This is a genomic window from Streptomyces flavovariabilis, assembly GCF_000725785.1.
GTDB lineage: Bacteria > Actinomycetota > Actinomycetes > Streptomycetales > Streptomycetaceae > Streptomyces > Streptomyces hawaiiensis.
The window spans coordinates 155,006-173,918 of sequence record NZ_JNXD01000012.1 but is presented as its reverse complement, the minus strand read 5'-3'; the positions used below and the strand labels follow the sequence as shown (position 1 = coordinate 173,918).

The following is an 18,913-nucleotide window of genomic DNA, read 5'->3' as shown; positions in this document are numbered from 1 at the left end:
CGAACACAGACGGTCAGCCCAGCCCGCGACCCCCGCGGACCGACATCACCGCCTGGCGTGTCAACTTCCAGCCGTCGCCGTGTCGTTCGACGTAACCGAGTGCTCGGAGTTCGTACAGTCTCGCGATCGCGTCGTCCGGTGCGGTCTGTGCGGAGCGCGCGATCTCGTCGGGCCGGGCCACCCCGCGTCCGGGCAGTGCGGCGAGCACCTGCCGGGCGGCAGGTTCCAGCAGGTCCCGGGGCAGGACGGGGCCTCGCCGGTCGGGGGCCAGCTCTCCGATGTCACCGACCAGTTCGACGACGTCCGCGACATCGGTGACCAGGACGGCCTCTGCGCGCAGCAGATCGTGCACTCCGGCGCTGAGCCCGCTGGTGGCCGGGCCCGGCACGCCCATCGTGTGCCGGCCGAGGCGCTGTGCCGCCCGCGCGGTGACCAGGGAGCCGCTGCGGTGGGCGGCCTCGACGACCACCGTGCCGCGGGTGAGAGCGGCGATCACTCTGTTCCGCAGGATGAACCGGCTCGGCGTCGGGTGATCGCCGGGTGGCAACTCGCCGATCACCAGTCCCTGTTCGGCGATTCTGCTGATCAGCCGGGTGTGGCCGCGGGGGTAGGGCCGGTCGACCCCGCAGGCGAGGACGGCGACGGTGGCGCCGCCGGCGCCGAGCGCTCCGCGATGGGCGGCGCCGTCGACTCCGTAGGCGCCGCCGGACACCACGACCCAGCCCTGCTCGGCGAGACCGGCGGCGAGGGTCGCGGCCATATGGGCCCCGTACTCGGTGCAGGCCCGGGCGCCGACCACGGCGACCGACTTCAGAGCCCACATCCGCAGGCTGGGCCGCCCGCGCACCCACAGCCCCAGGGGCCGGGCATCCCCCAGATCGTCGAGCTGCCCCGGCCACTCCGCGCCCCCGGGAGTCACGAACCGCACGCCGGCGTCCCGGGCCGCCTCCAGATCCCGGCGCGGCCGGGCGGCATGCGCCCTGGCCACCAGTCCGGCCCACCGCTTCCCGCTCACCCCCGGCAGCACGACCCCGCCCTCCCCGAGCCTCCGTACCACTTCCGCGACCCCGAGCTCCCGCACCCATCGCCCGCCGACCTCGTCGCCGGGCTCGATGACACGAGTGAGCAGGATGCGGCCGAGCAGCTCGTCGTCCGGTTCGTCGCCGGCGCTCATGTCGGTGCCCCGATGGCCATGGGGACGCCTCGCGGCACACCGGTGCGCAGCTGGAGGGCGAGGGCGACGTCCGTGGCGTCGGGCCGGTCGTGGCCGACGAGGTCGGCGACGGTCCAGGCCACGCGCAGGACGCGATCGAGGCCGCGGGCGGTCAGGACGCCCCGCTCCAGGCTCCGCTCGGCCTCGTCCATCGCGCCGGGCAGGGCGTGCCAGCGGCTGCGCAGCTCACGGCCGGGCACCTCGCTGTTCGTGCACCAGGGGGTGCCGGCGAGGCGCCCCGCAGCCCGTTCCCGGGCCGCCCTGACCCGGTCGGTGACCGTCGCGGTCGACTCGCCCCTGGCGCCGGAGGCGGTCAGCTCGGTGCGGGTGACGCGGTCCACCTCGACGCGCAGGTCGACCCGGTCCAGCAGCGGGCCGGAGAGCCTGGCCTGGTAGCGGCGGATGACCGAGGGCGGGCACTCGCACAGGTCGTCGCGCTGCGAGAACCGGCCGCACGGGCAAGGGTTGGCGGCGAGCACCATGAGGAACTTCGCGGGGAAACGCACGACTCCCGCGCTGCGCGCGATCACGACATGCCCCGCCTCCAGCGGCTGCCGCAGTGCGTCCAGAGCCCGACTGCTGAATTCCGGGGTCTCGTCCAGGAACAGCACCCCGCGGTGAGACAGCGACACCGCGCCGGGCCGCGCGATGCCCGGGCCGCCGCCGACGAGTGCCTGCATGGTGGCCGAGTGGTGCGGGGCGCAGTAGGGGGCGGCATCGATGAGCGGCTTGCCGGGGGGCAGCAGGCCCGCCACCGAATGGACCGCGGTGACCTCGAGCGACTCCTGCCGGCCGAGCCGGGGCAGGATGGCCGGCAGCCGCTCGGCGAGCATCGTCTTGCCGGCGCCGGGCGGGCCTTCGAGGAAGAGGTGGTGCCCGCCCGCCGCGGCCACCTCCACGGCCGTGCGGGCCGAGGTCTGCCCGACGACGTCCGCCAGGTCGTGGCCGTGGTCGTGGTGGGCCGCGCCGATGCTCTGCATGCCCGTGGCCGCGCCGGTCCCGGGCATGCGCAGCCCGGCGAGCAAGGGATCGGGGCGGCCCTGCTCGTCCGGTTCCTCGTCGGGCACCGGTTCGTCGGCCAGGATGGCGATCAACTGCCGCAGACAGCGGACGCCCAGCACCGACACGCCGGGCACGAGGGACGCCTCGGCGGCAGCGCACTCCGGCACCACCACCTGTTCGTAGCCCGCGTCCGCCGCCGCCAGCACCGCCGGCAGCACCCCCCGCACCGGCCGTACCCGCCCGTCCAGCCCGAGTTCGCCGATCATCACGATGTCGGCGAGGACCCGCGGGTCGATGCGCTCCGCCGCGCCCAGGACGGCCGCGGCGACGGCCAGGTCGAAGCCGCTGCCGGACTTCGGCACCGAGGCCGGGCTCAGGCCGACGGTGAGCTTCTTCTGGGGCCAGGCCGCGCCCGAGTTGACGACCGCGGCGCGCACCCGGTCGCGGCTCTCCGTGAGGCTCTTGTCGGGCAGTCCCACCAGGGTGAACGCCGCGACGCCGGGTTCGAGGTCGGCCTGGACCTCGACGACCACGCCCTCGACGCCCACCAGCGTCACCGAACACGTACGGGCGAATGCCATTCAGGCCACCCCCCGCACATGCTCGACCACGGCGGCGCCGCGGGCCGGCAGCAGCACCCCGACCACGTCGATGCGGACCCCTCCGGGCGGTGCGCCCCCGTGTGCCTGGATCCACCGCTCGGCGAGGTCCCGCAGCCGCTCCGCCTTCTGCGGGGTCACGGCCGCCATCGGATGCTCGAAGGGACCCTCCCTGCGGGTCTTCACCTCGCAGACGACCAGGACGTCCCCGTCCCTGGCCACGATGTCGATCTCGCCGGTCCGGCCGGAGCGCCAGTTGCGCTCCAGGATCGTCAGGCCGGCCTCGGTCAGCCGCCGTGCGGCCAGGCTCTCCCCGTACTTGCCCATGGCACTGCGTGCCAGTTGTGCGGTCATGTCGGCACCACCTCCGGCGCCAACGATCACGCACCCACCACCGCGAAGTGGATCTTGGTGGACAGCTCACCGGCTGTGGACAACCCCGTCACCCTTCCGGGTGGCCGAGCGGGTGTCACCCGCTCGGCAGCTCCAGGTCGCTCTTGTTCAGCTCCTCGATGTTCACGTCCTTGAACGTGAGGACCCGGACCTGCTTCACGAACCGTGCCGGCCGATACATGTCCCACACCCAGGCATCCGCCATGGACACCTCGAAGAACACCTCACCCTGGACCGAGTGCACCTGCATCTCGTAGTCATTGGTCAGGTAGAAGCGCCGCTCGGTCTCGATCACGTATTTGAACAGACCGACGACATCGCGGTACTCCCGGTAGAGCTTCAGCTCCATCTCGGTCTCGTACTTCTCGAGGTCCTCGGCGCTCATGGCATGTTCCCCTTCAGCCGTGCGATCCCCCCATTGTGCGCCAGTCCCGTGAGCCCCTAGACGATTTCCGGGTCAAGGATCACAGGCCTGGCCGGGGGACCTTCGTCGAGCAGCGTCCGCAGCAGCCCGGCGAGTCTGGTCGGATACACCGTCTCATGTGCCCGGTCCAGTTCCGGACACGTCCACCAGCGCGCTCCGGCGACACTGCGCCGTTCCAGCTCGGTCAGCCCGGTGGCGGCCACCGCCGTGCGCTCGGTACGAGCCAGGTAGTACCACTCGTCCTGATCCCAGCGGCGGCCCGCGAACGGGAAGGAGCACCTCCGCCGCCACAGCACCGGGCCGAGCTCGACCTCGGTGATGCCCGTCTCCTCGGCGAGTTCCCGCAGGGCGGCCTGTTCACGGGTCTCGTCACCCTCCACTCCCCCGCCGGGGGTGAACCACCAGGCGTCGGCCGGATCGTCCGGCTCGTGCCCGTGCAGCAGCAGGATGCGGTCCTGCGGATCGAGCAGCACGACCCGGGCGACTCTGCGCAGCCCGCCCTCGTAGGTGTCCTGGCCCGCCCCCACGGCCTCAGCGGACACCGGCGGGCTCCGCGCTCGCCCGTCGGGCCCGGGCCGCGCCCGCACGCTTGGCGATGGGCCCGTAGGCGCCTCCGCCCAGGACGAGCACGGCGCCGGCGATCACGAGGACGGTGATCGTCCGCAGCGGGCCGGGCGAGGAGAGGGTGCCGAGCGCCTCGAAGCCGGTGGGGCGCTCCAGCACGCCCTTCATGGGCCAGACGACGGCGTCGACGCGGGCGTCCACGGCGGAGCGGGCCACCGTGCCGCTGGCGGCGTCGGTCAGGTGGGCCGTGGAGTCCACGGAGTTGCCGCGCTCGTCGCCGAGCAGGAAGAGACGGCCCTTGGGCACGGTCACGGTCGGGAAGTTGCTCATCTCGGCCGGTGTGTCCTTGGGCAGGTACGTTTCGTCGATCTCCTTGCCGTTGACCTTCAGCTTGCCGTCCTGGCAGCAGGAGACCGTGTCGCCGCCGACGGCGACCACGCGCTTGACCATCGGCGCGTTGGCCCAGGTCGCGTCCTTGAAGACGACCACGTCACCGCGGCGCACCTCGACGCCGTCGACGCGCTGCGCCAGGATCCGGTCGCCCGCGTCGATCGTCGGAGTCATCGAACTGGTGGGGACGGTGTACGGCCGGTAGACCACCGCTCCCCAGGCGAAACCGCCCAGGAACAGCACCAGACCCAGTGCGACGGCCAGCCCGGACAACCGCTGTCCGGTCCGGCTGCCCACCGGGCCCGTGCTCGAGCCACCGCTGCGCGGGGCCGTGTGCGTCATGCTCTCGCCACCCATGGGTCCGCACCCTACCCGGGGGTACCGGCCGGGGTCAGCCCATGGCCGGGTTCACGGCTTCCTGCGGCGCCAGAGCACCACCGGCACCACACCGAGGAGCGCGATCCCCTGCGGGGCGACCGGCAGACCGGCCGCGTTCGGCTGAGCGTTCAGACCGGACTGGTCGAAGGTGTCCGGCACCGGCAGGGTGTCCCAGCGGTTGATCGGCCAGGCGACGACGACGGCACGGCCGACGACGTCCTTCACCGGGACCATGCCGTGGTTCTTGTCGGCCTGGTTGTAGCGGGAGTCCCGCGAGTTCTGCCGGTGGTCGCCCATGACCCAGATGTAGCCCTGGGGAATCTTCACCTTGAACTGGCCGCCCTGGTCGTCGACGCTGCACGGCGTGTTGCCGGCGTAGACGTAATCCTGCTCGTTCAGCGCCTTGCCGTTGACCGTGAGCGGGCCGGTGTTCTTGCACTCGATCGTGTCGCCGCCGACGCCGACGACGCGCTTGATGAGGTCCTTCTCCTCAGCGGACGGCATGAGGCCGATCCAGCTGAGGAAGGTCTGCAGGGCGTTCGGATCCGTGGTCGGCTCGCCGGCCAGCCAGTTGTCCGGGTCGTGGAAGACGACGACCTCGCCGCGCTCGGGCTCGGAGCCGAACCAGGGGGTGAGTTTGTCGACCAGGACGCGGTCACCCTGCTGGAGGGTGTTCTGCATCGAGTCGGAGGGGATGGAGAACGCCTGCACCAGGAAGGTCTTGATCAGCAGCGCCAGTACCAGCGCGATACCGATCAGGATGGGCAGCTCCTTCCAGAAGGAGCGCGGCTTCCGGGCCGTACCGCCCGGGCCCTGGCCTCCGTCTGTCGTGTGCTCGCCCGTCACTTTGTCGTCCTCGGCTGCCCCGGAGTCACTCCCGGAGGTCACGGCGCTGTCCGCGGCCGGGACGGCGGATTCCGCGGGGCGTCCGCGATGCTCCTCGCCGTCGTGTCCGGACCGTGCGCCAACCGCCACATCCCCCACGCCAACTCCTCACTCTGTGCCGCCGCCTGCCCCACACACGACGCAGGCCCACCACTCCCATAACGAGCGGGAGTTCCGCAGGGGTCGGGAGCTGGATCGTTCCGTTCGAATCGTAGGAGGCAACCCTATGCGACAGTTCGGGAGCAGCGGTCGACCCGGTGGCCGAGTCGGACACGGAGGCGTACGTATTCGGTTCCTCCAGCATGTTCCAGTGCCCGAAGGGCCAGGCGATGACCATGGCACGGCCCACGACCTCGTCCTCGGAGACCGTGCCCCCGTAGTCGGTGTCCTGGTGGGCGCGGGAGTCCGCGGAGTTGTTCCGGTGGTCGCCCATCACCCACAGCCGCCCCTGCGGGACCGTGATGTCGAACGGCGTGTCGGACGGGGCGATTCCGGGATACAGGTAGTCCTCGTTCAGCGGGACGTCGTTGACGGTCACGCGCCCCTGCGTGTCGCAGCACTTGACGCGGTCGCCGCCGACGCCGACGACCCGCTTGATGAGGTCCTTCTCGTCCTCGGACGGCAGCAGGCCGATGAAGGTGAGCCCTTCCTTGACCTGCTTGATGACGACGGGGTCGTCCTTCCGCGTGGCGGGCTGCTCGTCCTGGAGCCAGCCGCCGGGGTCCTTGAAGACGACGACGTCCCCGCGCTGCGGCTCGGAGCCGAACCACGGGGTGAGCTTGTCGACCAGGACGCGGTCGCCGATCTGGATCGTCTGCTCCATGGAGCCCGACGGGATGACGAAGGCCTGGACGAGGAACGTCTTCAGCACCAGCGCTATCAGGACGGCGACGCCGACGAGGAGCGGTATCTCCTTGACGGCACCGCGCCTGCGGCGCCGCTTGACCTTGCGCTGGAGTTTGCGCCGCTCGGCGCGTGTCCGGCCACTGGAGGCGCCGGCGGCGCGTCGGGCGCCGGTGGGCAGCAGGTTCTCCGCGGGGCTCGCGGGGACGCCGCGCGGTTTGCCGCGGTTACCCATGGGCGCCCGCCCTTCCGGCGGCCGGCACGCGTGCGTAGGCGTCCGGCCGGTGCAGCCGGGTGGCGTGGCCGAAGGGCCAGATGATCCAGTCGGCGCGGCCGATCACGTCGCCGACGGGGATCATGCCGCCGCCCGGCGAGCCGAGGTGGTCGCGGGAGTCGCTGGAGTCGCTGCGGTGGTCGCCGAGGACGAACAGGGTGCCGCCGGGCACGACGACGTCGAAGGGCACCGCGGACGGGCTGTCGCCCGGGTACACGAAGCCCGACTCGTCGACCGGCCGGCCGTTCACCCGGATCCTCCCCTCCCTGTCGCAGCAGACCACGTGGTCTCCCCCTACGCCGACAACGCGTTTGATGTAGTCCGCGTGCCCGAAGTACCCGGTCCCGTCGAACACGACGATGTCTCCCCGCCGCGGCGCGGCACCGAAACGGTATGCCAACTTATTTACGAGAACCCGGTCCCCGACCCTCAATCCCTGCTCCATGGATCCGCTGGGGATCTGGAACGGCCGCAGCACGAACGTGCTGAGCAGCAGCAGGAACAACAGGCAGACCAGCAGGGTGAGAGTGATCCTGCCGCCCGGGACCCAGTCGCTGGCACGCGACACCAACGCGAAACGCGACCGGCCCTCCGGCCCTGCGGAGTCCGAGGTCGTTCCCTCGGACTCGGAAGGGCGGGAGGAGCGGTCGCGCTCCGTGTGCTGTGCTTCGGTGTCCATCGGAGCCAGATGCTATCCGGCCCCGACGCGAACCCCGGAGAGCGCTCAGTTGTCGCGCTTCTCCTTGATCTTGGCGGCCTTGCCGCGCAGCTCGCGCAGGTAGTACAGCTTGGCGCGGCGGACGTCACCCTTGGTGACGAGCTCGATCTTCTCCACGATCGGGGTGTGCACCGGGAAGGTGCGCTCGACGCCGACGGAGAAGGAGACCTTTCGGACCGTGAAGGTCTCGCGCACGCCGGAGCCCTGGCGGCGGATCACGACGCCCTTGAACTGCTGCACACGGGAGCGGTTGCCCTCGATGACGCGGACGTGCACGTTGACCGTGTCGCCCGGGCGGAAGGCGGGGACGTCGCTGCGCAGCGACGCGGAGTCGACGGTGTCGAGCAGGTGAGACATTTCGTCTGCTTTCCTCGCTGATGCCACAGGTCATCAACGGAAACTAGGTGTTTCGGGATCAGGTGTGTGCGGGTCGGGGCGGACGTCGTCTCCCCCTGTGGCAGGGGCGCACGCCGGACGGACGCACAACAGCTGGCTATTCTTCCACGCCGTCGGTCCTGCGCCAAAATCGGCCGTACGGCTCCCCCTGGGGGTCGGGTGCCCAGCCCAGGATGGAGAGCATCTCGCGGTCCTTCTTGTCGAAGGCCTTGGGATCGCACCGCTCGATGAGGTCGGGCCGGTGGGCGGTGGTGCGCTTCAGGGCCTGGTCGCGGCGCCAGCGGGCGATCTTCCCGTGGTGGCCGCTGAGCAGCACGTCGGGGATGTCCCGGCCGCGCCACTCGGGCGGCTTGGTGTAGACGGGTCCCTCCAGCAGGTTCGCCATGGCGCCGGGCGCGAAGGAGTCGTCCCGGTGGGACTCGGCGTTGCCCAGGACTCCGGGCAGCAGGCGTGCCACGGCCTCGGTGACGACGAGGACGGCCGCCTCGCCGCCGGCCAGGACGTAGTCGCCGATGGACACCTCGTAGACCGGCATCCGTGTCGCGTACTCGTCGACGACGCGGCGGTCGATGCCCTCGTAGCGGGCCGGCGTGAAGATCAGCCAGGGGCGCTCGGAGAGGTGGCCGGCGAGTTCCTGGGTGAAGGGGAGGCCGCTGGGGGTGGGCACGACGAGGGCGGGCGCCCGGGAGCCCGTCTCGTAGCCGTCGGCCAGGACGGAGTCCAGTGCGTCCCCCCAGGGCTCGGTCTTCATGACCATGCCGGGGCCGCCGCCGTAGGGGGTGTCGTCGACGGTGTTGTGACGGTCGTGGGTCCAGGAACGAAGATCGTGGACGTGCACGTCGAGCTGCCCACGCGCGCGTGCCTTGCCGACGAGCGAGACGTTCAGCGGTTCCAGGTACTCGGGGAAGATCGTGACGACGTCGAGGCGCATCACGACTCTTCCCGGCCGGTGGCGTCTTCCCGGCTGGAGGCGATCTCGGCGCGGTCGTCGATCAGGCCCGGCGGCGGGGTGATGACGGCCTTCTGCTCCTCGAGGTCGATCTCGGCGACGATCTCCTCGACGAAGGGGATCAGCACTTCGCTGCCGTCGGGGCGCTCGACGATGAACAGGTCCTGCGAGGGCAGGTGCGAGATCTCCGTAATGCGGCCGACCTCGGCGCCGTCCGCGGTGACCACGTCGAGGTCGATGAGCTGGTGGTCGTAGTACTCGCCCTCGCCCTCGGGCAGTTCCTCCGGGTCGATCTCGGCGATCAGGAGGGTGTTGCGCAGGGCCTCGGCGCCGCTGCGGTCGCTGACGCCCTCGAAGCGCAGCAGGAGGCGGCCGCTGTGGACGCGGCCCGTCTCGATGGTGAGCGGTCCCGCGGCGGCGGGATCGGTGGTGAGTACGGCACCAGGGCCGAGCCTCAGCTCCGGCTCATCGGTCCGTACCTCGACGGTGACCTCACCCTTGATGCCATGGGCACGGCCGATCCGTGCGACTACCAGCTGCACGTGTCCATTCTCCTGTCATACGACTGCGGGCCGGGGACGGCCCTGTGGCCCTCCCCGGCCCGAGCCGGTTGCGCGATAAGCGTCAGCGGACGTGGTCCACGTCGACGAGATCGACGCGGACACCGCGACCGCCGATGGCGCCCACGACGGTGCGCAGGGCGCGTGCGGTGCGGCCGTTGCGGCCGATCACCTTGCCGAGGTCGTCCGGGTGGACCCGGACCTCGAGCACGCGACCGCGGCGCAGGTCGCGCGAGGCGACCTGCACATCGTCAGGGTTGTCGACGATGCCCTTCACGAGGTGCTCGAGAGCCTCCTCGAGCATGCTCAGGCCTCGGTCGAAGCGGACTCAGCGGCGGCCTCGTCCTTCTTCTCAGCCTTCTTCTTCTGGGTGATCGCCTCACCCTTGCCCTCGTCGTCACCGCTGATGGCCTCGAACGACGGACGCGCGGCCTTCTCGGGCTGCGTCAGCAGCGGAGCCGGGGCGGGCTCGCCCTTGTACTTCTGCCAGTCGCCGGTCTTCTTGAGGATGGCCATCACGGGCTCGGTCGGCTGCGCGCCGACACCGAGCCAGTACGCCACACGCTCGGCGTCGACCTCGATCACCGACGGGTTGTACGTCGGGTGGTACTTGCCGATCTCCTCGATGGCCCGGCCGTCACGGCGGGTACGGGAGTCGGCGACGACGATGCGGTAGTGAGGCGAACGGATCTTGCCCAGACGCTTCAGCTTGATCTTGACTGCCACGGGAGTGGGTTCTCCTGGTTTTGACGTGGTTGGGCACGGCGAGAGAGCCGCGTGGGGTTGCGGTACCCGAGTGCCCGATGGACGCGTCAGCCGGAGGCGAGAGGGTTCCTGTGCGGCTGTCGAGTACAGCTAGCCATTGTGCCACACCCTGTGGGCCGCTCCGGGCCGGGGGCCCGGGCCTGAGCGCGAGCATGCCGACGGCGCACCCGGCGTGGAGGTGGGACACATCGGGTGCGCACCGGCCCGAGCCCTGCGCCTGCGACCGGCAGCCACGAGATGCCGGTGGAGGGCGTCAGCCGGCTACCGCTCCCACCACGTCCGGGATCCGGAACGGCTTGCCGCAGCCGCCGCAGACGATCGGGGCCTGGGCGAGGACCGACGGGACGACCCGGACGTTGCGGCCGCAGTCGCAGACCGCCTTGACGCGGACGCCGCCGCCGGAGGAGCCGTGCCGGGCGGCCGGGCCCCGGAAGGTACGGGAGGTGTCGGAGGAGGTCGCTGCGGTGTGGGCCTTCAGGGCTCGCTGGAGACGCTCCATCGTCGGGCGGTAGCGGCGCTTCGCCTCGGGGGTGAGCGTGACCAGGGAGAATCCGCTGCTGGGGTGCGGTTCCTCGGGGTGGTCCAGGCCCAGCTCCTCGGCGATCGCGAGGAATCTGCGGTTGTGGTAGCGGCCGGCACGGGAGGTGTCGCGGACGCCGCGCGCGGCGGCGATGCCATGGACTGCCTCATGGAGCAGTCGCTCGAAGGAGAGCTCGTGACCGCACGCGGACGACGACTCCCCGATCAGGGACTCTGGCGCGGCAAGGTCGGGCAGCTCGGGGTGGTACCGCTGAACGTCGGCCCACGCCTGTGCCAGCTCTGCGGCGAGAACAGGTGGTGTCTGTGTCGTGCTCACGTAATGACAACGAGCCGGGGTGCCCCAGTGTTCCGATTCCGGGCCATCCCAAATAATTTGCACGTACCCGTCAGTTGCCTCTGATGCGTCCCGACGAGGGCGGGTGCGCTGATCTGTGGAGAAGCCTCGCAGCTCACCACAAGGTGGTGCGTAGTCCCGCGTACGCCCACCCGTCTCCCGCCACCGCCCTCAAACGAGGCCCTTCGGGCCGCCCTCCCGATCGGCGCGTAGGGGACATCCGCACGCCGGGGTACCAGGGACGCGCGGGTACGCAAGAGGTGTTTCGGCCGCCTTGCGCCCCACTCGGCCGGCGCGTGCGAGGACTCAGTAAGCGCGTGCGACGACCGCGACGTTACCGGGTGCGTCACCGTCGTCCGGCACCGACCCGTCCTCGGCGACCAGACACCGTACGGTCACCGCGTGCTCGGCCAGCTCCGCCTCGCCCTGCTCGCCGAGGACGGCCCACGGGATGCGCGCCCAGCCGCCGGCGGTGGCCGCCTCGACGGCCTCCTCGAACGTCGAGACCTCGGTCGTACGGGACTCGCGGCGCTCGCGGGACTGCTTCAGCAGCAGCGCCTGGTCCTCTTCGAGAGCCTTGGGAATCAGCTCCGCCAGGGCGTCCAGGGACACCGGCTCCTTGCCTCCCGGGATGCGGCGCGCCAGCATCGCTGTGCCGTTCTCCAGATCGCGCGGGCCGATCTCGATCCGGACCGGCACGCCCTTCAGCTCCCAGTCGACGGCGCGGCGGCCGAAAGGGATGTCGGTACGGTCGTCGACGTGGACGCGGACACCGGCCGCCTTGAGCCGGTCGCCGAGCTCGCGGACTTTGGCCAGAACCGGCTCCTCGCCCTTGATGGCGAGCACCACGGCCTGGATCTGCGCGAGCCGGGGCGGGACGCGCAGGCCGTTGTCGTCGCCGTGCATCATCACCAGGGCGCCGATCATGCGGGTGGTGGAACCCCATGAGGTCTGCCAGACCAGCTCCTGCCGGCCGTCCCTGGACAGGTACCGGGTGTTGAAGGCCTTCGCGAAGTTCTGGCCCAGTTCGTGGCTCGTGGCCATCTGGAGGGCCTTGCCGTCACCCATCATGCCTTCGAGCGTGAGGGTGTTGACGGCGCCCGCGAACCGCTCCTTGACGGTCTTGCGGCCTGGGACGACGTCCATCGCGAGGACGTTCAGCATGAAGTCCTCGTAGACCCGCCGGTGAATGCGCGCGGCGAAATCGCGCGCCTCCTCGTACGTGGCGTGCGCGGTGTGGCCTTCCTGCCAGAGGAACTCGGACGTCCGCAGGAACAGGCGGGGCCGCAGCTCCCAGCGCACGACGTTCGCCCACTGGTTGATGAGCAGCGGCAGGTCGCGGTAGCTCTGCACCCACTTGGCGAAGTACTCGTTGATGATCATCTCGGAGGTGGGTCGGACCACGGCGGGCTCTTCGAGTTCCTTGCCGCCGCCGTGGGTGACCACGGCCAGTTCGGGCGCGAAGCCCTCCACGTGGTCGGCCTCCCGGGCGAGGTACGACTCGGGGATCAGCAGCGGGAAGTACGCGTTCTGGGTGCCCGTCTCCTTGATGCGGGCGTCCATCTCCGCCTGCATCCGCTCCCACAGCCCGTACCCGTACGGTCGGATGACCATGGTGCCGCGCACCGGACCGTTGTCGGCGAGCTCCGCCTTGGTGATCAAGTCCTGGTACCAGCGCGGGAAGTCGTCCGCCTGGGGGGTGAGAACGGGTGCCTTGGCCATGGCGGGATGGTACGGGCCCGGGTTACCGGAATGTGAAATCTCGCCATAGGCACATGACAACTCACAAGCCCTTCCGCATTCCACTGGACGACAGGTCGAGGGGGGAGTTTCCTGGCATACGGGGGGAGTGCGAGCGCACTGTCACGGGGGCCATGGAATCGGGCAAGAGGCAACTCTCGGCGGATTGGGGCGCTTACTTATGACACCTACGCTCGTGCGGCAGCACCTGCCTCACGCGGGGGCCGCACCCCGTGTGGACCTGCGTGCACGCGCGCGTGACTGGTCCGAGATCCAGGAGCGGATGCTCGTACCGCTCTACGAGGCCGTCTACGAGCGACTGGACGTGGGTCCCGCCACGCGGCTGCTCGGTCTCGGCTGCGGTTCCGGACTCGCCCTGCTGATGGCCGCCGCCCGGGGAGCGGCGGTCACCGGTGTCGACGCTTCCCCCGAAAGAATGACCCTGGCGCGGGAGCGGCTGCTGACCGGGACACAGGGCACGGGTACACGTGCGGACACCCGGCTGGTCGACGGCTCACCCCGGGACACCGCGGTGCCGGGCGCTCCCGGGCACACCCTGGTGACCGCCTTCGAGCCGATCGGGTGCCTGGCGGGCGACTCGGAGGGACTGGGCGGGCTGCTCGCGGAGGCGACGCCGCTCGCCCAGCGCGGTGCGGCCGTGGTGCTGGCCGGCTGGGGTCCGCCGGAGCGGTGTGCCACGGCGTCCGTGATGCGGGTGGCCACGAAGCTGGCGGAGCCGCTGCGCCACTCGGGCAGCTGGCGTCCGGCCTGCCGCGACGACCTCGAGGACGTCGCCCAGCGTGCCGGGCTCAAGCCGGACGGCTCGGGGCGGGTGGCGTGCCCCTTCGGCTACGCCGACGTGGACAGCGCGGTGCGCGGCCTGAAGTCGACGGGCCTGTTCGACGCGGCGATGACGGCGACGGACCAGGTGCAGGTGGACAAGGAGCTGACCGAGGCCCTGCATCCGCACCAGCGCCAGGACGGGACGGTGTGGATGCCGAACGTGTTCCGGTACCTGATCGCCCGGAAGCCCTGACGAACAGGCTTCCGATGCACGTGTGAATGGTGTGAAGAAAACACCATGGGGTCCTTCGGGCTTCACCGAGTGGATCATGAACGCTTAATGTGATCCACCGCTCGAAGGACCTACACATCTGCATACAGGAGCTGTTGTGCCGCACCACCAGACCGCGCTGCGCCTCGTCGCGCCCGTCGCCGTCCTCGCCCTGACGCTCACCGCCTGCGGTGGCGGCGACGACACTGCCGACGCGAAGAGCACGGGCACCGCTCAGGCCAAGGCCTCACCGTCGCCGGAGCCGACCTCCGGCGGCGAGAGGGGAGCCGGCGAGAGCGCCACGGGCAAGGTCGCGGAGGACCCGGGGGAGGTCACCTACGAGGTTCTGGCGCAGAAGGTCGACGTGGGCACCGAGGCGGAGGCGGCGAAGGTCGTCTCCGAGCCGGACAAGGTCAAGGGCAAGGTGCTGGCCGTCGCACATGTGAAGTACACGCACAAGAGCGGTCCCGCCCTCACCGAGGGTTCCGATGTGCACGACGGCGCCACGGTCTTCGCCGACGGACAGCGCGGCTCCGTCCTCATCGGTGCGTCCGAGGACGCGGCGGGCTGCGAGGACCCGTACGACGTCGAGGCCTGGAAGCAGGGCGAGAGCCATGTCTTCTGCGAGACGTACGTGATCCCGGCGAACGCCAAGAGCGTCGAGGTGCACTGGTCCGAGGAGGACGGCGAGCCGTTCATCTGGAAGTTCCCGAACGGCTGATGCGCCGGGCCGCCGAAAACCGGTGAGGGGCGCCCCCTTGAGAAAGGGGGCGCCCCTCACTGCGGTTCCGGCCGGGGCCGTCAGCCCATGAACTTCTTGAACTCGTCGGGGAGTTCGAAGTCCTTGCCGCCCTGCTGCGGCAGCCCGAAGGCGCCGCCGCCCTCGGCCGCGGCGGCCCGGCGGGCGGCCTCCTCCTGCTCCTGCTGCTTGCGCTTCATCGGGTTGCCGGAGCGCTGCTTGCCCTTGGCCTGCTTCTGCTTCTTCTTCGTCCGGCCGGGGCCGCCACCCATACCGGGCATCCCCGGCATCCCGGGCATGCCGCCGCCCTGGGCCATGCGGGACATCATCTTGCGGGCCTCGAAGAACCGCTCGACCAGGTTCTTGACCGCGCTGACGTCGACACCGGAGCCTTTGGCGATGCGGGCACGGCGCGAGCCGTTGATGATCGTCGGCTCCTGGCGCTCGGCCGGGGTCATCGACTTGATGATGGCGGCCGTACGGTCGACGTCCCGCTCGTCCAGGTTGTTGATCTGGTCCTTCATCTGGCCCATGCCCGGCAGCATGCCGAGCAGCTTGGAGATGGAGCCCATCTTGCGGACCTGCTCCATCTGGGCCAGGAAGTCGTCCAGGGTGAAGTCCTGGCCCTTCTTGGACGCCAGCTTGGAGGCCATCTTCTCGGCCTCTTCCTGGCTGAACGTCTTCTCCGCCTGCTCGATCAGGGTGAGCAGGTCACCCATGTCGAGGATGCGGGAAGCCATCCGGTCAGGGTGGAACGCGTCGAAGTCGTCGAGCTTCTCGCCGTTCGACGCGAACATGATCGGCTTGCCGGTGATCTGCCGGATCGACAGGGCGGCACCACCGCGGGCGTCGCCGTCGAGCTTGGAGAGCACCACGCCGTCGAAGCCCACGCCGTCACGGAAGGCCTCGGCGGTGTTGACGGCGTCCTGGCCGATCATCGCGTCGACGACGAACAGGATCTCGTCCGGGGAGACGGCGTCGCGGATGTCCGCGGCCTGCTGCATCATCTCCTGGTCGATGCCGAGGCGGCCGGCGGTGTCCACGATCACGATGTCGTGGACCTTGGACTTGGCGTGCTCGATGGAGTCCTTGGCGACCTTGACCGGGTCACCGACGCCGTTGCCCGGCTCGGGGGCGTAGACCGCGACACCGGCGCGCTCGGCGACCACGCTGAGCTGGTTCACGGCGTTGGGGCGCTGGAGGTCACAGGCGACCAGCAGCGGCGAGTGGCCCTGCTCCTTGAGCCAGCGGCCGAGCTTGCCCGCGAGGGTGGTCTTACCGGCACCCTGCAGACCCGCCAGCATGATCACGGTGGGGGGCTGCTTGGCGAAGCGCAGACGCCGGGTCTCGCCGCCGAGGATGGTGACCAGTTCCTCGTTGACGATCTTGAGGACCTGCTGGGCGGGGTTCAGCGCCTTGCTGACCTCGGCACCGAGAGCACGCTCCTTGACGTTCTTGATGAACGTCCGGACGACGGGAAGCGCCACGTCCGCCTCGAGGAGCGCGATCCTGATCTCGCGCGCCGTGGCGTCGATGTCCGCCTCGGAGAGCCGTCCCTTGCCGCGCAGGTTCTTGAAGGTCGCTGAGAGGCGATCGGAAAGAGTATCGAACACGGCGCTCGCGGTCCTCAGGGTTGGTGGCTACAGGGAATCGCCCTCCAGGGTATCCCGGCGTGACAAGTCGCCGGGTCGGCCTCACCCCCGCAGTGTCTCCTCCAGCTTCCGGGCCACCGCCGCCGCCTCGTCCCCGGGCAGGGGCGCGCCTTCCTGGCCGGTCACGTAGAAGGCGTCGACGGCGTTGGCGCCGAGCGTCGAGACATGCGCGCTGCGCACCCGCACGCTCGCGTCCTCCAGGGCGCGGCCGATGCGGAACAGCAGGCCGGGCGCGTCCTGGGAGCGGACCTCGATGACCGTGGCCAGCCGGGAGGCGGCCGGGTGGACCGACACCCGGGCCGCGGGGGCGACCACGCCCCGGCGGCGCGGATAGGCCGCGTCCCGTTCGGCGAGGCGGCCGGCGATGTCCAGGGAGCCGTCCAGGGCACGGACGAGGTCCGAGCGCAGGCGGGCGGCCTGCGGCAGCGAGCCGTACTCGGCGGCGACCCGCCAGTCCAGCAGCAGGACGGAGCCGTCGACACCGTCCGGGAGGTGCAGGGAACGCAGCTCGGCGGTGCGCACGGTCAGCCGGTGCATGGCGAGGACACCGGCCACCGCGGGCAGCACCCCGGGCTGGTCGGGGACGGCGATGAGCAGCTCCACGCCGAGCGGCTCGGGGTCGCCGGACGGCTCCTGCCCGGCGGGCGGCTCGGTCTGGGCCCGCAGGGCGAGCACCGGGCTGCCCGTCGCTGCCGCCTCCAGGGCGAGCCGCTCCTGCTCGGCGGTCGGCGCGGCCTCCTCGGGGTCGTCCGGGTCGTCCCCGGCGAGCACCGCCGCGACCCGCTTGACCAGGTCGGCGACGAGCGAACCGCGCCAGGACGACCAGGCGGCCGGGCCGGTCGCGAGGGCGTCGGCCTCGGTGAGCGCGTGCAGCAGCTCCAGGGTGCCCTGGGAGCCGACGGCCTCGGCGACGGAGCGCACGGTGGCCGGGTCCTCCAGGTCACGCCGGGTGGCCGTGTCGATGAGCAGCAGGTGGTGCCGTACGAGGGTGGCGATGACGGTCACGTCGTGGCGGTCGAAGCCGATGCGGGCGGCCACGTCCTTGGCGATGATCTCGCCGGCGACCGAGTGGTCCCCTGGCCAGCCCTTGCCGATGTCGTGCAGCAGCGCGGCCACCAGCAGCAGGTCGGGGCGGCTGACCCGGCGCGTGAACTCGGAAGCCTGTACGGCGGTCTCGATGAGGTGCCGGTCGACGGTCCACAGGTGCACGGCGTTGCGCTGCGGGCGGCAGCGGACCCGCTCCCAGTCGGGCAGCAGCCGGGTGATCAGCCCCTCGGCCTCCAGCGCCTCCCAGACCTCGATGGTGGGGCGGCCGGAGCCGAGCAGGGTGACGAGCTGTTCGCGTGCCTCGGCGGGCCAGGGGGTGGGCACAGGGCGCACGGTGGCGGCCAGGCGCCGTACGGCGTGCAGGGAGAGCGGGAGTCCGGCCTGCGCGGCGGCGGCCGCTGCGCGCAGCGGCAGCACGGGGTCACGCTCGGGGCGCGCGGCGCGGGCGAGCACCACCTCGCCGTCCTGCTCCACCACGCCCTCGGCCAGCGGAGACCGCTCGGTGGCGGGCTTCCCGCCGCCGCCCAGCATGGCGCGCAGCCGGGGCCGCACGGCGCGCGACCGCAGCACGCGCCCCACCTCGCGCCAGGTGACGTCACTGGCGTACGAGACGACCCGGGCCGCCTCGTACACCTGCCGCAGCAGCGTGTCCGCGTCGAGCAGGCCGAGCTCGGCGGCCACCTGGTCCTGCTCCTGGAGGGCGAGCCGGTCGGTGGCGCGCCCGGTGGCCAGGTGCAGGGCGTCCCGGACGTCGAGGAGCCGGCGCCGGGCGTCGGCGAGGCCCTCGCGCGGGGCGTCGGCGAGCCAGGAGGCGGCGACGGCGCGCAGAGCGGTGGCGTCCCGCAGCCCGCCGCGGGCCTCCTTCAGGTCGGGCTCCAGCAGGTACTGCAACTCGCCTTGGCGCTCGGCGCGCTCGGCGCACAGCTCCTGGAGCTCGGGAAGGCGTTTGGGTGCCTGGTTGCGCCAGTCGGCCAGGACGGACGTGCGCAGTGCGGCGGTCAGGCCGAGGTCCCCGGCAAGGTGCCGGGCGTCCAGCAGGCCGAGCTGCACCTTGAGGTCCTCGCCGGCGGTCTTGCGGGCCTCGGCGGGAGTGCGGACGGAGTGGTCGAGGTCCAGGCCGAGGTCCCAGACGGGGTACCAGAGCCGGTCGGCGAGGGCGGCGACCGCCTTGGTGTCGCCGCCGTCGTGCAGCAGGAGCAGGTCGAGGTCGCTGCGGGGGGACAGCTCACCCCGTCCGTAGCCGCCGACGGCGACCAGTGAGACCCCGCGCAGCCCCTCCGCGCCCGCGGCGAACAGGCCGGTCAGCCAGTCGTCCGTGAGGTCGGCCAGGGCCGCACGGCGCGGCGGCCCGGACCGCGCCTCCTCGGTGAGGAGGCGCAGCCGGGCCGCCGCGTAGCCGCTGGGTCCCGAGTCCTCTGCTTCTTTCTGCACGTCCGTACCCGTCACCCAGTGGC

General features: G+C 71.3%; 20 protein-coding genes. 2 read left to right on the top strand and 18 right to left on the bottom strand.

Translation table 11 applies throughout. The annotated features are described in order from the left end of the window. Window positions 1-13: 13 nt before the first annotated feature. From dprA to proS, 16 genes are all read right to left on the bottom strand, one after another. Entirely contained in the window at window positions 14-1,174 is a 1,161-nt protein-coding gene (gene dprA, locus IO24_RS0122720) for a DNA-processing protein DprA (RefSeq protein ID WP_031138197.1), read from the bottom strand. Next, window positions 1,171-2,796: a YifB family Mg chelatase-like AAA ATPase gene (locus IO24_RS0122715; RefSeq protein ID WP_031138195.1), complete on the bottom strand. Its 1,626-nt coding sequence runs from the start codon at window positions 2,794-2,796 to the stop codon at window positions 1,171-1,173. Before IO24_RS0122715 ends, dprA begins: the two co-directional genes overlap by 4 nt. Next, the gene (locus tag IO24_RS0122710) at window positions 2,797-3,198 is read right to left on the bottom strand and encodes a YraN family protein (protein ID WP_078899361.1); all 402 of its coding nucleotides are present in this window, start codon (window positions 3,196-3,198) and stop codon (window positions 2,797-2,799) included. A gap of 85 nt (window positions 3,199-3,283) precedes the next feature. After that, window positions 3,284-3,592, bottom strand: coding sequence for a DUF2469 domain-containing protein (locus tag IO24_RS0122705; protein ID WP_003993268.1), 309 nt, complete (start codon window positions 3,590-3,592; stop codon window positions 3,284-3,286). A gap of 56 nt (window positions 3,593-3,648) precedes the next feature. After that, on the bottom strand, window positions 3,649-4,173 hold the full coding sequence (locus IO24_RS0122700) for an NUDIX hydrolase (protein ID WP_031138191.1): 525 nt from the start codon (window positions 4,171-4,173) through the stop codon (window positions 3,649-3,651). Then, the gene (gene lepB / locus IO24_RS0122695) at window positions 4,163-4,942 is read right to left on the bottom strand and encodes a signal peptidase I (protein ID WP_031138189.1); all 780 of its coding nucleotides are present in this window, start codon (window positions 4,940-4,942) and stop codon (window positions 4,163-4,165) included. Before lepB (IO24_RS0122695) ends, IO24_RS0122700 begins: the two co-directional genes overlap by 11 nt. Before the next feature lie 51 nt (window positions 4,943-4,993). Further along, window positions 4,994-5,947 carry a signal peptidase I gene (lepB, locus tag IO24_RS0122690; RefSeq protein ID WP_078899360.1) on the bottom strand — a complete coding sequence of 318 codons (954 nt, stop codon included), beginning with the start codon at window positions 5,945-5,947 and terminating at the stop codon, window positions 4,994-4,996. Beyond that, entirely contained in the window at window positions 5,835-6,926 is a 1,092-nt protein-coding gene (gene lepB, locus IO24_RS0122685) for a signal peptidase I (protein WP_031138185.1), read from the bottom strand. The genes lepB (IO24_RS0122690) and lepB (IO24_RS0122685) overlap by 113 nt, the downstream gene beginning before the upstream one ends. Beyond that, window positions 6,919-7,644: a signal peptidase I gene (gene lepB, locus IO24_RS0122680; RefSeq protein WP_031138183.1), complete on the bottom strand. Its 726-nt coding sequence runs from the start codon at window positions 7,642-7,644 to the stop codon at window positions 6,919-6,921. The genes lepB (IO24_RS0122685) and lepB (IO24_RS0122680) overlap by 8 nt, the downstream gene beginning before the upstream one ends. 45 nt (window positions 7,645-7,689) lie before the next feature. Next, window positions 7,690-8,040 (bottom strand): 50S ribosomal protein L19, encoded by a 351-nt coding sequence (rplS, locus tag IO24_RS0122675; protein ID WP_031138181.1) that lies wholly within the window; start codon window positions 8,038-8,040, stop codon window positions 7,690-7,692. 136 nt (window positions 8,041-8,176) lie between these two features. Next, window positions 8,177-9,010, bottom strand: coding sequence for a tRNA (guanosine(37)-N1)-methyltransferase TrmD (trmD, locus tag IO24_RS0122670; protein ID WP_031138179.1), 834 nt, complete (start codon window positions 9,008-9,010; stop codon window positions 8,177-8,179). Then, entirely contained in the window at window positions 9,010-9,570 is a 561-nt protein-coding gene (gene rimM, locus IO24_RS0122665; protein ID WP_031138177.1) for a ribosome maturation factor RimM, read from the bottom strand. The genes trmD and rimM overlap by 1 nt, the downstream gene beginning before the upstream one ends. Before the next feature lie 82 nt (window positions 9,571-9,652). After that, on the bottom strand, window positions 9,653-9,892 hold the full coding sequence (locus IO24_RS0122660; protein WP_005479813.1) for an RNA-binding protein: 240 nt from the start codon (window positions 9,890-9,892) through the stop codon (window positions 9,653-9,655). A gap of 2 nt (window positions 9,893-9,894) precedes the next feature. After that, window positions 9,895-10,314 (bottom strand): 30S ribosomal protein S16, encoded by a 420-nt coding sequence (gene rpsP, locus IO24_RS0122655; RefSeq protein ID WP_031138175.1) that lies wholly within the window; start codon window positions 10,312-10,314, stop codon window positions 9,895-9,897. Between the two features lie 292 nt (window positions 10,315-10,606). Continuing rightward, complete coding sequence (locus IO24_RS0122650) at window positions 10,607-11,209, bottom strand: hypothetical protein (RefSeq protein WP_031138173.1); 603 nt, start codon at window positions 11,207-11,209, stop codon at window positions 10,607-10,609. A 324-nt stretch (window positions 11,210-11,533) separates the two neighbouring features. Continuing rightward, window positions 11,534-12,949, bottom strand: coding sequence for a proline--tRNA ligase (proS, locus tag IO24_RS0122645; RefSeq protein ID WP_031138171.1), 1,416 nt, complete (start codon window positions 12,947-12,949; stop codon window positions 11,534-11,536). Between the two features lie 199 nt (window positions 12,950-13,148). Here proS and IO24_RS0122640 point away from each other — a divergent pair, with 199 nt between their 5' ends. Beyond that, complete coding sequence (locus IO24_RS0122640) at window positions 13,149-14,003, top strand: methyltransferase domain-containing protein (protein ID WP_045296448.1); 855 nt, start codon at window positions 13,149-13,151, stop codon at window positions 14,001-14,003. A gap of 136 nt (window positions 14,004-14,139) precedes the next feature. Continuing rightward, window positions 14,140-14,742, top strand: coding sequence for a hypothetical protein (locus IO24_RS0122635; RefSeq protein WP_031138167.1), 603 nt, complete (start codon window positions 14,140-14,142; stop codon window positions 14,740-14,742). An 80-nt stretch (window positions 14,743-14,822) separates the two neighbouring features. On the opposite strand, the gene ffh is transcribed toward IO24_RS0122635, so the two are convergent. Both ffh and IO24_RS0122625 read right to left on the bottom strand, forming a co-directional pair. After that, the gene (gene ffh / locus IO24_RS0122630; RefSeq protein WP_031138165.1) at window positions 14,823-16,373 is read right to left on the bottom strand and encodes a signal recognition particle protein; all 1,551 of its coding nucleotides are present in this window, start codon (window positions 16,371-16,373) and stop codon (window positions 14,823-14,825) included. An 81-nt stretch (window positions 16,374-16,454) separates the two neighbouring features. Continuing rightward, window positions 16,455-18,905, bottom strand: coding sequence for a [protein-PII] uridylyltransferase (locus IO24_RS0122625; protein WP_031138163.1), 2,451 nt, complete (start codon window positions 18,903-18,905; stop codon window positions 16,455-16,457). Between the last annotated feature and the right edge of the window lie 8 nt (window positions 18,906-18,913).

Excerpts from the sequence above, each read along its gene's own strand:
- trmD (WP_031138179.1), bottom strand. The coding sequence starts at position 9,010 with ATGCGCCTCGACGTCGTCACGATCTTCCCCGAGTACCTGGAACCGCTG.
- IO24_RS0122660 (WP_005479813.1), bottom strand. The coding sequence starts at position 9,892 with ATGCTCGAGGAGGCTCTCGAGCACCTCGTGAAGGGCATCGTCGACAAC.
- IO24_RS0122715 (WP_031138195.1), bottom strand. The coding sequence starts at position 2,796 with ATGGCATTCGCCCGTACGTGTTCGGTGACGCTGGTGGGCGTCGAGGGC.
- proS (WP_031138171.1), bottom strand. The coding sequence starts at position 12,949 with ATGGCCAAGGCACCCGTTCTCACCCCCCAGGCGGACGACTTCCCGCGC.
- IO24_RS0122705 (WP_003993268.1), bottom strand. The coding sequence starts at position 3,592 with ATGAGCGCCGAGGACCTCGAGAAGTACGAGACCGAGATGGAGCTGAAG.
- lepB (WP_031138185.1), bottom strand. The coding sequence starts at position 6,926 with ATGGGTAACCGCGGCAAACCGCGCGGCGTCCCCGCGAGCCCCGCGGAG.
- lepB (WP_031138189.1), bottom strand. The coding sequence starts at position 4,942 with ATGGGTGGCGAGAGCATGACGCACACGGCCCCGCGCAGCGGTGGCTCG.
- rplS (WP_031138181.1), bottom strand. The coding sequence starts at position 8,040 with ATGTCTCACCTGCTCGACACCGTCGACTCCGCGTCGCTGCGCAGCGAC.
- dprA (WP_031138197.1), bottom strand. The coding sequence starts at position 1,174 with ATGAGCGCCGGCGACGAACCGGACGACGAGCTGCTCGGCCGCATCCTG.
- IO24_RS0122640 (WP_045296448.1), top strand. The coding sequence starts at position 13,149 with ATGACACCTACGCTCGTGCGGCAGCACCTGCCTCACGCGGGGGCCGCA.
- lepB (WP_031138183.1), bottom strand. The coding sequence starts at position 7,644 with ATGGACACCGAAGCACAGCACACGGAGCGCGACCGCTCCTCCCGCCCT.